The sequence below is a fragment of the Pseudomonas neuropathica genome (genome assembly GCF_051174785.1).
Lineage (GTDB): Bacteria > Pseudomonadota > Gammaproteobacteria > Pseudomonadales > Pseudomonadaceae > Aquipseudomonas > Aquipseudomonas neuropathica_A.
This window is the reverse complement of the sequence record NZ_CP195111.1, coordinates 3,497,501-3,512,536: the sequence shown is the minus strand read 5'-3', so window position 1 is coordinate 3,512,536 and position 15,036 is coordinate 3,497,501. Positions and strand designations below refer to the sequence as shown.

At 58.3% G+C, this 15,036-nt stretch carries 9 protein-coding genes and 3 rRNA genes (1 of these 12 running past the window's edge); 8 read left to right on the top strand and 4 right to left on the bottom strand.

Annotation, left to right across the window (positions count from 1 at the left end; genetic code table 11):
• The first annotated feature begins 698 nt into the window (after positions 1-698).
• From ACRRSD_RS16065 to ACRRSD_RS16050, 4 genes are read left to right on the top strand one after another with little or no spacing between them, the layout of a single operon-like run.
• Positions 699-1,475, top strand: a complete 777-nt coding sequence (locus tag ACRRSD_RS16065; protein WP_435034258.1) for a DUF3050 domain-containing protein — start codon at positions 699-701, stop codon at positions 1,473-1,475.
• On the top strand, positions 1,472-2,401 hold the full coding sequence (locus ACRRSD_RS16060; RefSeq protein ID WP_414893959.1) for a diiron oxygenase: 930 nt from the start codon (positions 1,472-1,474) through the stop codon (positions 2,399-2,401). Before ACRRSD_RS16065 ends, ACRRSD_RS16060 begins: the two co-directional genes overlap by 4 nt.
• A 13-nt stretch (positions 2,402-2,414) precedes the next feature.
• Positions 2,415-5,807 carry an amino acid adenylation domain-containing protein gene (locus tag ACRRSD_RS16055; protein ID WP_435034257.1) on the top strand — a complete coding sequence of 1,131 codons (3,393 nt, stop codon included), beginning with the start codon at positions 2,415-2,417 and terminating at the stop codon, positions 5,805-5,807.
• A gap of 21 nt (positions 5,808-5,828) precedes the next feature.
• Positions 5,829-6,296, top strand: a complete 468-nt coding sequence (locus ACRRSD_RS16050) for an SRPBCC family protein (RefSeq protein WP_435034256.1) — start codon at positions 5,829-5,831, stop codon at positions 6,294-6,296.
• 152 nt (positions 6,297-6,448) lie between these two features.
• Here ACRRSD_RS16050 and ACRRSD_RS16045 read toward each other — a convergent pair whose 3' ends face one another.
• The gene (locus tag ACRRSD_RS16045; RefSeq protein ID WP_077570036.1) at positions 6,449-8,329 is read right to left on the bottom strand and encodes a methyl-accepting chemotaxis protein; all 1,881 of its coding nucleotides are present in this window, start codon (positions 8,327-8,329) and stop codon (positions 6,449-6,451) included.
• Positions 8,330-8,633: 304 nt separating this feature from the next.
• Between ACRRSD_RS16045 and ACRRSD_RS16040 the strand changes: the two genes are divergently transcribed.
• From ACRRSD_RS16040 to ACRRSD_RS16025, 4 genes are all read left to right on the top strand, one after another.
• Positions 8,634-9,134: a sigma-70 family RNA polymerase sigma factor gene (locus ACRRSD_RS16040; protein ID WP_435034255.1), complete on the top strand. Its 501-nt coding sequence runs from the start codon at positions 8,634-8,636 to the stop codon at positions 9,132-9,134.
• Positions 9,134-10,135 (top strand): FecR domain-containing protein, encoded by a 1,002-nt coding sequence (locus ACRRSD_RS16035; RefSeq protein WP_435034254.1) that lies wholly within the window; start codon positions 9,134-9,136, stop codon positions 10,133-10,135. The genes ACRRSD_RS16040 and ACRRSD_RS16035 overlap by 1 nt, the downstream gene beginning before the upstream one ends.
• 88 nt (positions 10,136-10,223) lie before the next feature.
• Positions 10,224-12,728, top strand: a complete 2,505-nt coding sequence (locus ACRRSD_RS16030; protein WP_435034253.1) for a TonB-dependent siderophore receptor — start codon at positions 10,224-10,226, stop codon at positions 12,726-12,728.
• 77 nt (positions 12,729-12,805) lie between these two features.
• Positions 12,806-13,984: a PepSY-associated TM helix domain-containing protein gene (locus tag ACRRSD_RS16025; protein WP_435034252.1), complete on the top strand. Its 1,179-nt coding sequence runs from the start codon at positions 12,806-12,808 to the stop codon at positions 13,982-13,984.
• A gap of 71 nt (positions 13,985-14,055) precedes the next feature.
• Here the strand turns inward: ACRRSD_RS16025 and rrf (ACRRSD_RS16020) are convergent.
• The 3 genes from rrf (ACRRSD_RS16020) to ACRRSD_RS16010 form a co-directional block, all read right to left on the bottom strand.
• Positions 14,056-14,171 (bottom strand): 5S ribosomal RNA (gene rrf, locus ACRRSD_RS16020).
• Positions 14,172-14,276: 105 nt separating this feature from the next.
• Positions 14,277-14,392 (bottom strand): 5S ribosomal RNA (gene rrf, locus ACRRSD_RS16015).
• 169 nt (positions 14,393-14,561) lie between these two features.
• Positions 14,562-15,036: ribosomal RNA gene (locus ACRRSD_RS16010) — 23S ribosomal RNA — on the bottom strand (it continues 2,419 nt past the right edge of the window).

The following is a 15,036-nucleotide window of genomic DNA, read 5'->3' as shown; positions in this document are numbered from 1 at the left end:
CCGCCATCGGGTGGGCGGATCCGCCTGCCCGCTCTAACCTCCCTGCGCTGTTCAGCCCGAAATTTGCACCTCGCGGTGGATGAATCGGTAATAGCCGTGGCGCTCATTTACCCGCACTCTTGAACGGCCAACCCCATAAAGAACGGGCGACGCGCCGCACCGACGGCGCAGTCCCCGCACCAGGAACCTACGGAAGGAGCCTTGCCACGGGAAAAAGGAAGTCATGGCGCGGGGTCACGGCCAACTTCCGCCCCTTTTAAATCATTCAACTCTTATTACTGGAAAGTTGCTTCGAGTGAGGCATTCACTCTTGTCGATCAATTTTGGCCATTATTCGCCGAAAGGAGTAACTACGCCCAAATAAAACTTTACCCAAAAGTTTTATCGAGCCTCCTCAACTTCAAAAAACAGCAAACTTAAAATAATTAAAAATGTACTTGTTAAATACTTTGTCGGTGTATTAGTTTTTCTTCGCCAAGTTTGAACTTCGCCTTTCACTTCGGCACCCGCCCAATGCCTGCGGCACATCAGCAGCGCCTTATGGGCAGACATGAAGCCATGTCACAGATATATCCGGTCCGCACTTACCTATCAGGAAGGAAGGCTGTCGTCCGCCGACAGAAAACAAGTAAGTCGTAGTTTCACAGATTGCGCAGTTACCCGAGCAGTTCCATTACATATCAACGATAAAGGACATCATGATGCCCACCAAGAACCAACTCGCCCTGAAGAAAGCCGAACTTAGCATTCACCCGATCTTTTCCGAGATTACTTCGCTATCGGTATTGCAACGCTTCATGGAAACCCATGTGTTTGCCGTGTGGGATTTCATGTCGCTGACCAAACGCCTGCAGCAGGAACTGACCTGCACCCGCTTGCCGTGGTTACCGCCGCGTGATCCTCACGCCGCCCGGTTGATCAACGAGATCGTTCTGGGTGAAGAATCGGATGATCGCCTGACGGATGGTCATTACAGCCATTTCGAGTTGTACCTGGATGCGATGCGCGAAATCGGCGCGAGTACCACGGCGGTGGAGCGCTTTGTCGCCCTGCAACAGGAAGGCGTGAGCTATGACGTTGCGCTGCAAAGCGTCGAGGTTGATCCGGCCGCCGCGCAGTTTGTCCGTGACACCTTGCGCACCGCACTGCACGCGCCGGGACACAGTGTGGCGGCGGCATTTCTGCATGGTCGCGAGAGCGTGATCCCGACCATGTTCCAGCGCATTCTTGACGACTGGGGCATCGGCATCGAACAGGCGCCGACCTTCCGCTATTACCTGAAACGGCACATCGAGGTCGACTCCGAAGACCACGGCCCGGCAGCAGAACACCTGCTTGAGCGTCTGGTCGACGGTGATCCGCAGCGCGAGGCCGAGGTCTACGCCAGCGCCATCGCCGCCGTGGAGAGTCGCATCGCCCTGTGGGACGGCCTGCGCCTGAGCATGCGCGAACCGTTGGCGGAGGTGGCCCAATGAACGCCGCCGACTATCAATCCTTTGCCGACGCCTGGGAGAACCGCGCCACCATCCGCACTCGCCCGCGGCGCGTGCTCGAAGACGATGAGCGCTTGATCTATCCGCTCAGCCGCCAGCCGCTGGTGCTCAGTGAAACCTTCTTGCGCGAGTGCCCGCAACAACGTGATTTCGCCTTGGTGCAGACGCTGTACAAATTCATCAACGACGTGGTGATTTTCGAGACCGAGATCGTCGACAAGACCGCGCGCAGCATCGCCAAGAATCGCTTCGCCGTGGCCTTCCCGTTTGCCTGTCGTTACGACGCGATGACCGTGGTGGTCGATGAGGATTACCACGCGCTGGTGGCGATGGATTTCATGCAACAAACGGTGGCGATGACCGGCATCGAGCCGATTCAGTTGCCCGATGAAATCGAGTTGAGCCGGGCGATTCCTGCGGCTGTAGCGCTGGCACCGGAACATCTGCGCAGCGCAGTGGAATTGATCTGCGTGGCCATCGCTGAAAACACCGTGACCGGCGATGTCGCGGCGTTCGCCCGGGACGACACGGTCAAGCCGTCGATCAAAGGTCTGATGGCCGATCACTTGCTCGATGAGGGTCGCCATTCGAGTTTCTGGGCGCGGATGGTGCGCATCTATTGGCACACCGCTAACGCGGCGGATCGCGAAACCATCGCGCAGATTCTGCCGGTGTTCATCGGCCATTACCTGACCAACGACATCCAGAAAGCCTTCGACCTGCGCCTGATCGACGCACTGCCGGTCAGCGAGGCCACGCGCCGTTCGCTCAGGGATGAAATGGCCGGGCTGGCCTTTCCAATCAATCGCCACCATCCGCTGGTGGGCAACATCGTCAAGTTCTTCCACAACAGCTCGCTGCTCGACACACCCTGCGTGCAGCTCGCCCTGCGCGATTACCTGGTTTGACAAGGAGGCCGACATGAAACGTCTCGACATTTTGCTGATTGGCGCCAGCCAGGCCATGACCGACCTGGCGCAGGAACTGGAACAACACGGTCACTCCTTGCAGCGCAGCGGTGCTGCGGCATCGACGGTGGATTTGATCATCGACGATGGCTTCATTGGCGCTGGCGACTTCTGCGCGATCCCGCATCTGCATCTGCGTTTGGGTGTTGGCGTGCAGAGCCTTGGCGGTTTGCCGTCACTCGATTTGCTGTGCTTCCTTGGTTCGTCACTGATCAGCCGCGTGCCGATTGCCGATGAGCCATCGGGAAACGGTCAGGCATTGCGACAGCGGGTGCTGACCCAGGTGGTGGACGAAGTGGCGTTGCTGGTCAGCCGCTTCTCCCGTGACGCTGAGTATCTTCAGCAGGCCGAATCTGTGCCGGCGCCGGATTTCGAGCGGATGGAAAACCTGCTGTTTCTCGACAATCTGGCTTACGTCCATCAGCGCAACGACACCGCGAATGTGGCGCTGCTGAAACAGGCGCAGGTGCCAGTGATCGAGCGTCTGCAACAGAGCCTGATTCGCCACGCCGAACGCCCGGCGCTGCACCTTGGCGAACAGTCGCTCAGCTACAGCCAGTTGCACGACCACAGTCGCGCGATTCAACAGCAATTGCTGCCTTTGCTCGAGCAACATCCGCAACCTTGGGTGGTCGGCATCTGCCTGCCGAAAAGCCCGGCGTTGTTCGCCTCTATTCTAGCGGTCCTCGGCAGCGGCGCGGTGTACCTGCCGCTGGAACCGAGCCATCCGGTGCAGCGTCAGCAATACATTCTGCAAAACGCTGGTGCGTTGCTGTTGCTGCATGACGGCGAGCATCCACTCAGCCAAACCATGGCTGGACTAAACGTCAGCGACATCGACAGCGCTGATGCCGATTTCAGCCAACCGCTGATGCGTCGACGTCCCGAGCTGGAAGCGCCGTGTATGGCGCTCTACACCTCGGGCACTACCGGGCATCCGAAGGGTGTGCTGCTCAGTCAGGCCAACCTTGCACACTTCACCGCGTGGTACGCCGATTACGTGCAGTTGCAGGCAGAAAGTCGAGTCTTGCAGTTCTCGTCGCTGAGCTTCGATTCGTCGCTGATTGACATCTTTCCGACCCTGCTCGAAGGCGCCGAACTGGTAGTGCCCGACGACACCCAACGGCGCGATCCGCTGCAACTGATCGCGCTGATCCGCCGATGGCAACTGACCCACGCATTCCTGCCGCCAGCGCTGTTGAGCATCCTGCCGCTGGAGCAGTTGGAGGGTGTGCAAGTGATGACCGGCGGCGATGTCTGCGAGCCATTCGTCATCGAGCAACTGACCCGTCAGGGCACGCTGCACAACCTTTACGGACCGACCGAAGCCACCGTGCTGATCACCGCACGCCAGCTCACACCGGGTGACAGCAACCGCAGCCTCGGTGCGCCGATCGCCAACAGTCAGGTGCTGATTCTCGATGATGATTTGCAACCGGTGCCGGAGAACACCGTCGGCGAATTGTTCATCATTGGTCCCGGTGTCTGCCTCGGTTATCTCAACAATCCTCAGCAGACTGCCGAACGTTATCTAACCTTGGATCTGCCGGACGGCCAAACGCTGCGCGCCTACCGCAGCGGCGACATGGCCAGGTGGGGCGAGCACGGTATCGAGCTGTGTGGGCGGCGCGATAACCAGGTGAAGATTCGTGGCTTCCGGGTCGAGCCGGAAGAAATAGAACGCTGCCTGCGCGAGAGCCAGCTGTACCGACAAGTGGCGGTGGTGATCGACCCTCAGCGGCGCATTCTGGCCTTCCTCGCCCAGCCGCAATCGGACACCGCGCGCGCAGCATTGAAGGCCCACGCCCGGCAGTTTTTGCCGGACTACATGCAACCCGTGGCGTGGACTGAACTGCCAAGCATGCCGTTCGCCAGCAACGGCAAGGTCGACCGCAAAGCGCTGCTGGAACTGCCGGTGAATGTGCAGGATAGCGGGCCAAAATGTCTGCCGGCGAATGCCGATGAAGCACTGTTGCTGGAAATCTGGGCGGAATTGCTGGAGTTGCCGACCAGCGACATTTCCACCGACGAAAGCTTCTTCAATCTCGGTGGCCATTCGATCCTGCTGTCGCGCATGTTGCTGCGTTTGCGTGAGGAGTTCGGCCGCAGCATCTCGATCAATCGCTTCATCGAACTGCCGACCATCATCAAACTGGCAACGCTGGTGCGCGGCACTGATGACAGCGCCGTACTCAGCGCTCAGGCCATGGCCGACGCCGAGCGTGCGCTGCAAATCGATCCACTGCCGATCAGCCGCATGGGCGATGTGCACAAGGTCATCGTCACCGGCGCCAATAGCTTTGTCGGCGTGCACATCGTCGAGGCGCTACTCGGTTGGGGCGCCAGCGAAGTGGCGTGCCTGGTGCGCGATGGCGGCGGGCAAACGGCGGCGCAACGCTTTGCCGAGTCACTGCGGGAAAACCGTCTTGAGCACCTGGATCTGAGTCGCGTGCGGGTTTACGCGGCGGATATAACGCGTCCGCAGTTGGGCCTGGATGACGACGATTATCAGCGCCTCGATCGTGAGTTCGGCGCACTGGTGCACAACGCTGCCAACGTTAACCACGTACTCGATTACGAGTCGCTGGCGGCGGACAACGTCGAGCCGATTTTCGCGCTGCTGCGCTTGTGCGAAGGGCAGAGCAAAAAGGTTTTCAATTTCGTCTCGACACTGTCGGCCTCAAGCACGGTCGACGACGCGGGACGGGTGCTGGAACTGCCCGCCGCGCCGACGCCACCGATCTACATCCGCAACGGTTACAACCTGTCGAAATGGGTCGGCGAGCGCATCCTCGAACGGGCGCGGGAGCGCGGTGTGCGGGTCAATCTGTACCGCCCCGGCAACATCAGTTTCAACAGTTTGAGCGGCGTTTGTCAGCCACACAAAAATCGTTTGATGCTGATGCTCAAAGGCTCGATTCAGCTCGGCCAGGTACCGGCGTTCGCGCTGAATTTCGACCTGATGCCAGTGGACTTTCTCGCCCGCTTCATCGCCTTCCACACCAGCCGTTATTCACCCGACCGCGCGGTGTTCAACCTGCACAACCCCGAGCCTTTGAGCTGGGACGCCTACGTCGCTTCGTTCCGCGAAACCGGCAGCGAGTTCGCGTTGGTCAGCGTCACCGACTGGCAGCAGCAACTGGGCCGCGTCGATGCCGACAACGCGCTGTTCGGCGTGCTCGGTTTCTACCTCAACGGCTTTGAAGAAGACATCGGCGACATCTCCCTGATCGGCCACGCCAACGCTGAAGCCGGCGTGCAGCAGATGGGCGCGCACTACCCGCAGAAATCCCCGGCGCTGCTGCGTCGCGGCTGCGACTACCTGAAAGAAATCAACTTCATCTGATCCAACAAAAGGAGCAACACCATGAGCACTCTGCAACCCGATACCCTGATCAAAAACCCGCATGGCTGCCACGTAGTGTCGTCGGTTGAACTGCCAGCGGACGCGACGCAGGTCTGGGCGGTGGTCGGCGATTTCGGCGGATTCGACCGTTTCATACCGGCGCTGTCGCACATCGAAACAATCGGCGAGGGCGTGTCTTCGCTGCGCAAAAAATGCTTCAAGGATGGCAATGTGGTGGTCGAGCAACTCAACTCCCGCGATGAACACGCGCGGAGCATGACCTGGACAACGATTTACAACACGTTGGGAGTGGCGAATCTGTGGGCGGCGATGAATGTCGAATCGCAGGGTGAAGGCAAGTCTCGGGCGACGTGGACGATCATTGCCGAGCCGGCTTCGGGCGGTGAGGAGGCGTTGCCGGGCTTCAAGGAGTTTGTGCAGGGGTTTGCGGATGATGCGATGGGGAATGTGCTGAAGCTGTTTGTTTAAGGCTTCGGCTTTGCGGTGAATGCACCACCGCTTTCGCGAGCAGACTCGCTCCCACAGGGTATTGGGTGTTCACACATGTCGTGTTCAACCAAAAATCCTGTGGGAGCGAGCCTGCTCGCGAAGAACGATAACGCGGTCTGCAATCTGAAAAATCAGATCTTGAAGCTGTCGACCAATTGCTTCAGGCGATTGGCTTGCTGCGACAACGCATCACAATCCTTCAACGTTTCATTGAGGTTCGCGACGCTCTGCTGGTTCAGCAGGTTGATCTGGTTAACGTCGACATTGAGGGTTTCCACCACGGCGGTCTGCTCTTCGGTCGCCGCGGCCACCGACTGGTTCATGCCGTCGATTTCACCGATGCGCTGGGTCACGCTGACCAGACGCAAACCGGCCTGGTTGGCCACTTCAACGCTCTGCTCGCTGGACGCCTGACTGGCGTTCATGGTGGTCACCGCTTCGCGCGAACCGATCTGCAGCGAGGTGATCATTTTGTGGATCTCTTCGGCCGATTCCTGGGTGCGGTGCGCGAGGTTTCGCACTTCGTCCGCCACCACCGCAAAACCACGTCCGGCTTCACCGGCACGGGCGGCTTCGATCGCGGCGTTGAGCGCCAACAGGTTGGTCTGCTGCGAGATGCCTTTGATCACATCAAGGATGTGGCCGATGTTGTCGGTGCTGGCGTTCAGGGTTTCGATCTGCGTGCACGACAGGCTGATCTTCTGCGACAGCTCGGTCATCGCCAGAATGGTTTGCTCGACCACCTGACGACCGTCATCAGCCTGCTCGCTCGCGCCGCTGGCATGTTGCGAAGCATCGGCGGCGTTGCGGGCGATTTCCTGAGTGGCGGCGCCCAACTCGTTGATCGCGGCAGCCACGCTGTTGGTGCGCGCGCTTTGTTCATCGGAGCCGACGATCGAGGCGTTGGACGAAGCCATCACGCGTTGCGACAAATCATGTACGTGGCGGGTTGCCGACGACACTTCGGAAATCGACGCGTGAATCCGTTCAACGAACTGGTTGAATGCGCTGCCCAATTCACCGAATTCGTCTTTGCTCTCAACCACCAGACGACGGGTCAGATCGCCTTCACCCTGAGCGATGTCCTGCATCGCGCGGCCCATGGTGGTCAGCGGACGCATCAACACGTTGATCAACAGGCTCAGCAGCAAGGCAATCGCAGCCACGGCAACGAACATCGCGATCAGCGCCGAGGTGCGGAATTGGCTGAGTGCGGCGTAGGCCTTGTCGCGATCGATCGACAGACCGATATACCACTGCGCATTCGGCAGGTCGCTGACCGGGGTGAATGACAGGATTCGTTCCTGGCCATTGAGCACGACGTTCTGGTTGCCCTTCTCGATGCGTACGCTGGTGTTCGGGTAGATGTCTTTCAGGTTTTTCATCACCTGATCTTTGTCCGGGCTGACGATCACCTGACCGTCGGCACTGACCAGAAACGCATGGCCGAGGCCACCAAAGTCCACCGAGTTGATGATCTTCACCAGGGTTTCCAGGCTCAGGTCACCACCGACCACACCGAGCAGCTCGCCGTTCTTTTTCACCGGCATGGCGATGGTCACCACCAGCCCGCCAACGGCAGCCATGTACGGCGGCGTCAGCATGGTTTTGTCAGCAACCACGGCTTGTTTGTACCAAGGACGCTGACGCGGGTCGTAGCCGTCCGGCATCTTCGCGTCAGGGCGCTGGGTGAACACACCGTTGGCCTGACCGACATAGGTGAACTGGAAGTTCGAGGTGAAGGCCGGCTGATCGACCAGGCCCGGAAAATCGGCATCCTTACCCTGATGGGCGACGTTTTGCGCGAGGTTTTCCAGCACCAGAATCCGCCCGCTCATCCAGTTCTGCACGCTGCTGGCGGTCAGATCACCGGCCTGCTGCACGGAGGACTGAAGGTTCTGGCGAATGGTGTTTCGCTGCAGGTAGTCGTTGTAGAGGGTGAACAGCGCGAACGCCAGGACCACGACGCCCGAGGCGGCCAACAGGATTTTATGGCTGAACTTGAGATTCATTTCATGGGACTTCTTATGCCAAAAGTGGGGATGCGTTCCGGATGCAACATTCCATGTACAGCGCAGGCAGCGTTCTTCTGGCCGCTCTACTTTGGTGCACGCATGTCTCACCAGTCTGTCGGCACGTGTCGGAGGAATCTTAGGGTTGTGCGGGAAATGGATGGCATTTCTGGTGGATTCCCGCCGAACGGCGTGCCAGAGCGCTCGCTGTGAGGTTTTTCAGGAGCAATGTTCGAGCGGCAGTTGCAAATTCTGCAACCCTTACCGACAATGCGACTAATTATCATTTGTGACGTTCGCGTTCATGTCCTCACCTGAGTTCGCTGTACAGGCGCTTTACAGTAGTCATCACGGCTGGCTCAACGCTTGGCTGCGCGCGCGGCTGGGTAATGCGGCGGATGCAGCGGATCTGGCTCAGGACACCTTCGTCCGCCTGCTGCAACGCACCGAACGCCTCGAACTCAAAGCACCTCGCGCCTTTCTGCGCACCATCGCGCGTGGTCTGGTGATTGATCATTGGCGTCGCGAGGAAATCGAACGCGCCTATCTGGAAACCATCGCCCATTTGCCCGAAGCCGAAACACCGAGTGCCGAAGCCCGGGCGCTGGTGATCGAACTGCTGGAGAGCATTGCGCGGATGCTTGAAGGACTGAAGCCGAAAGTGCGTCAGGCATTTCTGCTGGCGCAGTGCGAAGGGTTGACCCACAAGCAGATCGCCGAGCAGATGGGCCTGTCATTGCGCTCGGTTGAGCGTTACGTCGCCGATGCGCTGTATCACTGCTATCTGTTGCGGTACGAAAGCTGATGCCTGTGGATAACGCCGCACTCGGGCGCCGTTCAGAGCCACAGCAACAAGTGGTCAAACAAGCCATCCATTGGCTGCTGCGCTTGCGTAACAACCATGGCAATTCACGTTTGAATCACCAGTGCGAACAGTGGCGCGCCGAACACCATGAGCACGAACTGGCCTGGCAGCGGGTGCAGTCGCTGCAAGCCGAGTTGAGCAATAACCTGCGTGCGGTGCCCGGTGCGCAAGTGGCGTTCAACACCCTGGAAAACAGTGCGCAGGGTTTAGGTCGGCGACAGGCTTTGAAGCTATTGTCTGGCGCCTTGCTGATGGGCTCCGCCGCCTGGCTGGCCAAGGACACTGCCGCATGGCAGCAATGGAGTGCCGATTACGCCACCGAGACGGGCGAGCGGCGCGGCTTCCAGTTGCCGGACGGTACCCGGATCGAGTTGAACACTGCCAGTGCAGTGGATCTCGATTACACGGCGCAACAGCGCCTGATCAAGCTGACTCGCGGTGAAATCATCGTCACGTGTGGTGGCTCCGACGAGGGCGCGCCGTCTGATCGGCCGCTGCGGGTACAAAACCGTCACGGCACTTATGAGCCGGTCCATGCCCGATTCATCCTGCGTCAGGACAATGATTGCACACGGCTCAGCGTCACCCATGGCCAGGTTGCCATCCACGCCGGCGGCACTTTGGTAGAGGCACTCGCCGGGCAGAGTTATCTGATCGACCACCACCAGGTACGCCCGGCCCCGACGCTGGATATGGATGCCGGCGCCTGGGTCGATGGCTTGATCGTCACGCGCAACATGCGTCTGGGGGACTTTATCGCCGAAGTCGCGCGTTATCGTCAGGGCTTTCTGAACTGTGCGCCGGAAGTGGCGGAGTTACGACTGTCCGGCGTATTCCGTCTGGAAGACACCGACAAACTGTTGGCGATTCTGCCGCAGACGTTGCCGGTGCAATTGCGCTATCGCACCCGCTGGTGGGTGACCCTGGAGCGTGCGGTCTGAAATTTTTTTTGGCGGGTTTTTGCAGCCAGTCCGGCTTGGTCAGTAAGCACTTCAACTCAGCCTTCGCGACTGCCTACGGAAACCTACAATGACTGTCCGCGCCACCTGTAAGAACTCTCTGAATTTCACTGCCGAATCGGGACTGCTGCGCCACGCCATTCGCGCTGCGCTGTTTTCGACTGCATTGGGCGTTGGTGTGATGCCTTCCTGGAGCATGGCGGCTACTCCCGCTGGCGGTGAAGTCAGCCATCGCTACACTGTTGCTGCGGGCCCTCTCGGTGAGGCGCTGAATCAATTTGCTCGTCAGGCTGGCATCACGTTGTCGATGACCCCGCAGCAAACTCAGGGTCGGCAATCGCCGGGCGTTCAAGGTGAGTACTCAACTGATCAGGCGCTAAGCCATTTGCTCGGTGGTTCCGGCCTGGAAGCGGTCAGCCAGGATGGCAGCAGCTACGTCCTGCGTCCGCTCGCTGAAACCGAAGCGCTGGCCCTGCCGACCACCGACATCAAAGGCTTCGCCCTCGGCAATGCTTTGGGCAGCATGGACGGCTACAACGCCACCCACAGCCAGATCGCCACCAAGACCAGTACCGCGTTGCTGGAAACTTCGCAGAGCGTGTCCGTGGTCACTCGCGAGCAAATGGACGACCAGGGTTCGCAGACTGTCTCACAAACAATGCGCTACACCCCCGGCGTGCTGACCAATCCCTACGGCGCCACTCACCGTTACGACTATGTGGCCATGCGCGGTTTCAACGACGGCTCGGTGGACAATATTTACCTCGACGGCCTCAAGTCGATGGGCGACAGCGGCACTTACAGCACCATGCAGGTCGATCCGTATTTCCTTGAGCGCGTGGACATTCTCAAGGGCCCGTCGTCGGTGCTGTACGGCCGCAGTTCGCCAGGCGGCCTGGTGGCACTGACGAGCAAAAAACCGCTGTACGAGGCTTACCATCAGGTGCAAGCCACAGTCGGTACGCAGGGTCAGCGCGGGGTCGGGTTTGACTTCAGCGGTCCGGTCGATGACGACAAGCGTATTGCCTATCGTCTGATCGGGTTGACGGATCAGTCCGACACGCAATTCGACCACAACAAGGAAAAGCGCTTCGCCCTCGCACCCACCTTGAGCATCGATTTCAGTGAAGACACTTCGCTGACACTGCAGGCTTACCTGCAACACGATCCGGATGGCGGCTACCACGGCGGTGTGCCGGCCGACGGCACGATTCATCAGCGTAACGGCAACCGTATCTCGCCACACTTCTTCGAAGGGGAGCCGGGCGTCGATGGTTATTCGCGTGATCAGCAATCGTTCGGTTATCAATTTGAACATCGCTTCAACGATGTCTTCACCGCACGCCAGAACTTCCGTTACCTCGACTCCAAAGTGAACATGGATCAGGTCTACGCCTATGGCTGGACCTCGCCGACCAGCAACGAACTGAACCGCTACTACACCGGTGGTGACGAGCGTCTGCATGCGTTCATCGTCGACAACATGCTCCAGGCCGAATTTTTTACCGGTGCGACCAAACACACCGTGCTGATGGGCGCTGACTATCAGCGGCGCAAAACTGTGGTCGACTGGACCAGTGGCGGTCTCGCACCGATCGATGCGTTCAACCCGGTGTACGGCAACTCGGCCATCGATATGTACGGCGAGACCAGTTACCTGCGACGTCTGGAGCAGACCGGGATTTATCTGCAAGACCTGATCGAGATGGACAAGTGGCGCTTCTCGCTGGGCCTGCGTCAGGACTGGGTCGAGACTTCGGACGAAAACCGTATCGCTGAAGCCGGACGTCCGGTTGGCACAGAGATCAATGATCGCCGCACCAAACTCACTGGCCGTGCGGGTGCGCTGTACCTGTTCGATAACGGACTCGCGCCGTATATCAGCTACTCCGAATCGTTTAATCCGAACTCTTATGCCGACAGCGCCGGCAATCCTTTGGCGCCTACCGACGGCACACAGTGGGAAGCCGGTTTGAAGTATCAACCGCCAGGGACCGACAACTTGTTCACCGCGTCGCTGTTCCGCATTGATCAGAAGAACCTGGCAACCAAACTGCCGCAGGAAAACTTCTATCGCGCGGTAGGCGCCGTGCGCTCTCAGGGCCTGGAACTGGAAGCGCACATGCAATTGACCGACAACCTCAAAGTCCTCGGCAGCTACACCTTCACCGACATCGAATACTCGAAGTCGATGGTCAGTACGTTGAGCACGCCGACCGATGTGATCGAGAACAAAGGCAACTCACCAACGCAGGCGCCGCGGCATATGGCGTCATTGTGGGCGGACTACAAGTTCGACAGTGCGGCGCTCGATGGCCTGCGTCTGGGCGGCGGCGTGCGGTATGTCGGCTATAGCTGGGCAGATGCTGAAAACACGATGAAGGTGCCTTCCTACACGTTGTTTGATGCCTCGATTGGCTACGACTTGGGCAAGGTCGGTTTAAAGGGCGTTGATGTGCGTCTGAATGCGAACAACCTGACCAATGAGTCCTACGTCGCCTCCTGCGCCAGCCTGAACTTCTGCTACATGGGCGAAGAGCGCAACGTCGCGGCAACGGTCAGCTACCAGTTCTAAGCCTTTGTCCGGTGCATAAAAAAGCCAGCCCCTGATGTTTCAGGGGCTGGCTTTGTCGTTTCTGTGGAGAAATTCCAATGCGTGCGTTTTTGGTGTTGTTGCATCGTTATATCGGCTTGGCCACCGCGGTTTTTCTGCTGCTTGCCGGGGTCACGGGAAGCATTCTGGCGTTCAATCATGAGCTGGATGAATGGTTGAATCCGCAGTTTTATGCGGCGTCTGCAGTGGGTGAGCGACTGCCGCCCGGTGATTTGGTTGATGCCGTGCAGAGTGCCCATCCAAAGTTGCAGGTCTGGTACATGGAGTACCCGAATGAGGCGGGCCACACCGCGTTGCTTGCGATGGTCCCGCGTAACGATCCGGGGACCGGCCAGCCATTCGCTGAACGTAATCAGGCGTTCTATCTGGATCCGGTGAGTGCTGAACAAAAGGGCCAGAGGTATTGGGGGGAGTGCTGTTTTCAGCGGGAGAATTTTGTCCCGTTCATTCTTGAATTCCACTACAACCTGACGTTGCCGGGTAATTGGGGATTGTTGTTGATGGGCTTGGTTGCGATTGCCTGGGTGATCGATTGCTTCGTTGCGCTGTGGCTGACATTGCCGCGAGGAAAGCCATTCTGGAAGAAGTGGTCGACCGCCTGGAAGGTGAAGGGTGGGCATGCCTATCGGCTCAACTTCGATCTACATCGCGCCGGGGGGTTGTGGCTGTGGTTGTTGCTCCTGCCGATCGCTGTCAGCAGCGTCGCCATGAACTTGCCGAGCCAGGTATTCAAGCCTGCGGTTTCGTTGTTTTCACCGATTGAGCCGAGCGTCTATGAGGCTCGAGGGCGAATGCCTCCTTCAGAGCTGGGGATGACGCAATTGAGTTATCAACAGGCGTACGAGAGGGCATTACAGGAGGGGAAAAGGTTAGGACTGACAGCGGCGATCGGGGAGTTGTATTACAGCTTTGAGTACAACTTCTACGGCGCAGGGTTTGGACAGCATGACACCGAAGCACATGGCAAATCCTGGTTGTTCTTTCATGGTACGGATGGGCGATTGTTAGGGCAGGAAATTGCAGGGCAGGGAACGTTGGGAGAACGGTTTTATCGGTTGCAGTTGCCGATACATGGCGGACGGATCATTGGTGTTACCGGGCAAGTGATGATCGCGGCGTTAGGTATTCTGATAGCGGGCTTATCGGGGACTGGCGTCTACATCTGGTGGCGCAAATGGCAGGCTCGACGTATCAGCAAGGCACGTAAAGCCGTTTGATCAAAGATTTGGTGAACCCTGAAATGACAAAACCCCTGTCTGCGTTAGCAGACAGGGGCTTCGGAATTTAATCTTGACGATGACCTACTCTCACATGGGGAAACCCCACACTACCATCGGCGATGCATCGTTTCACTTCTGAGTTCGGGATGGGATCAGGTGGTTCCAACGCTCTATGGTCGTCAAGAAATTCTGTATCTGGCTCGTCAACACGGTAACAAGCCAGCAAAAACGGTTGCTTCTACTAAAACAAAACCCCAACTGCTTTCGCAATTGGGGTTTCGGAATTTAATCTTGACGATGACCTACTCTCACATGGGGAAACCCCACACTACCATCGGCGATGCATCGTTTCACTGCTGAGTTCGGGATGGGATCAGGTGGTTCCAACGCTCTATGGTCGTCAAGAAATTCGGGTACCGAGTCGTGGCCAGATGGCCTCGCTTCAGCAAATTGGGTATGTGACAGCTGGTGCTTTGTGAGTCTTTCGAACTTTCGGTTCATTTCGTCTTCACACACCGCAATCTGGTGCTCTCTCGCTTTTCAGCTTGAAGCATGCAAATTGCTTGGGTGTTATATGGTCAAGCCTCACGGGCAATTAGTATTGGTTAGCTCAACGCCTCACAGCGCTTACACACCCAACCTATCAACGTCGTAGTCTTCGACGGCCCTTCAGGGAACTCAAGGTTCCAGTGAGATCTCATCTTGAGGCAAGTTTCCCGCTTAGATGCTTTCAGCGGTTATCTTTCCCGAACATAGCTACCCGGCAATGCCACTGGCGTGACAACCGGAACACCAGAGGTTCGTCCACTCCGGTCCTCTCGTACTAGGAGCAGCCCCTCTCAAATCTCAAACGTCCACGGCAGATAGGGACCGAACTGTCTCACGACGTTCTAAACCCAGCTCGCGTACCACTTTAAATGGCGAACAGCCATACCCTTGGGACCGGCTTCAGCCCCAGGATGTGATGAGCCGACATCGAGGTGCCAAACACCGCCGTCGATATGAACTCTTGGGCGGTATCAGCCTGTTATCCCCGGAGTACCTTTTAT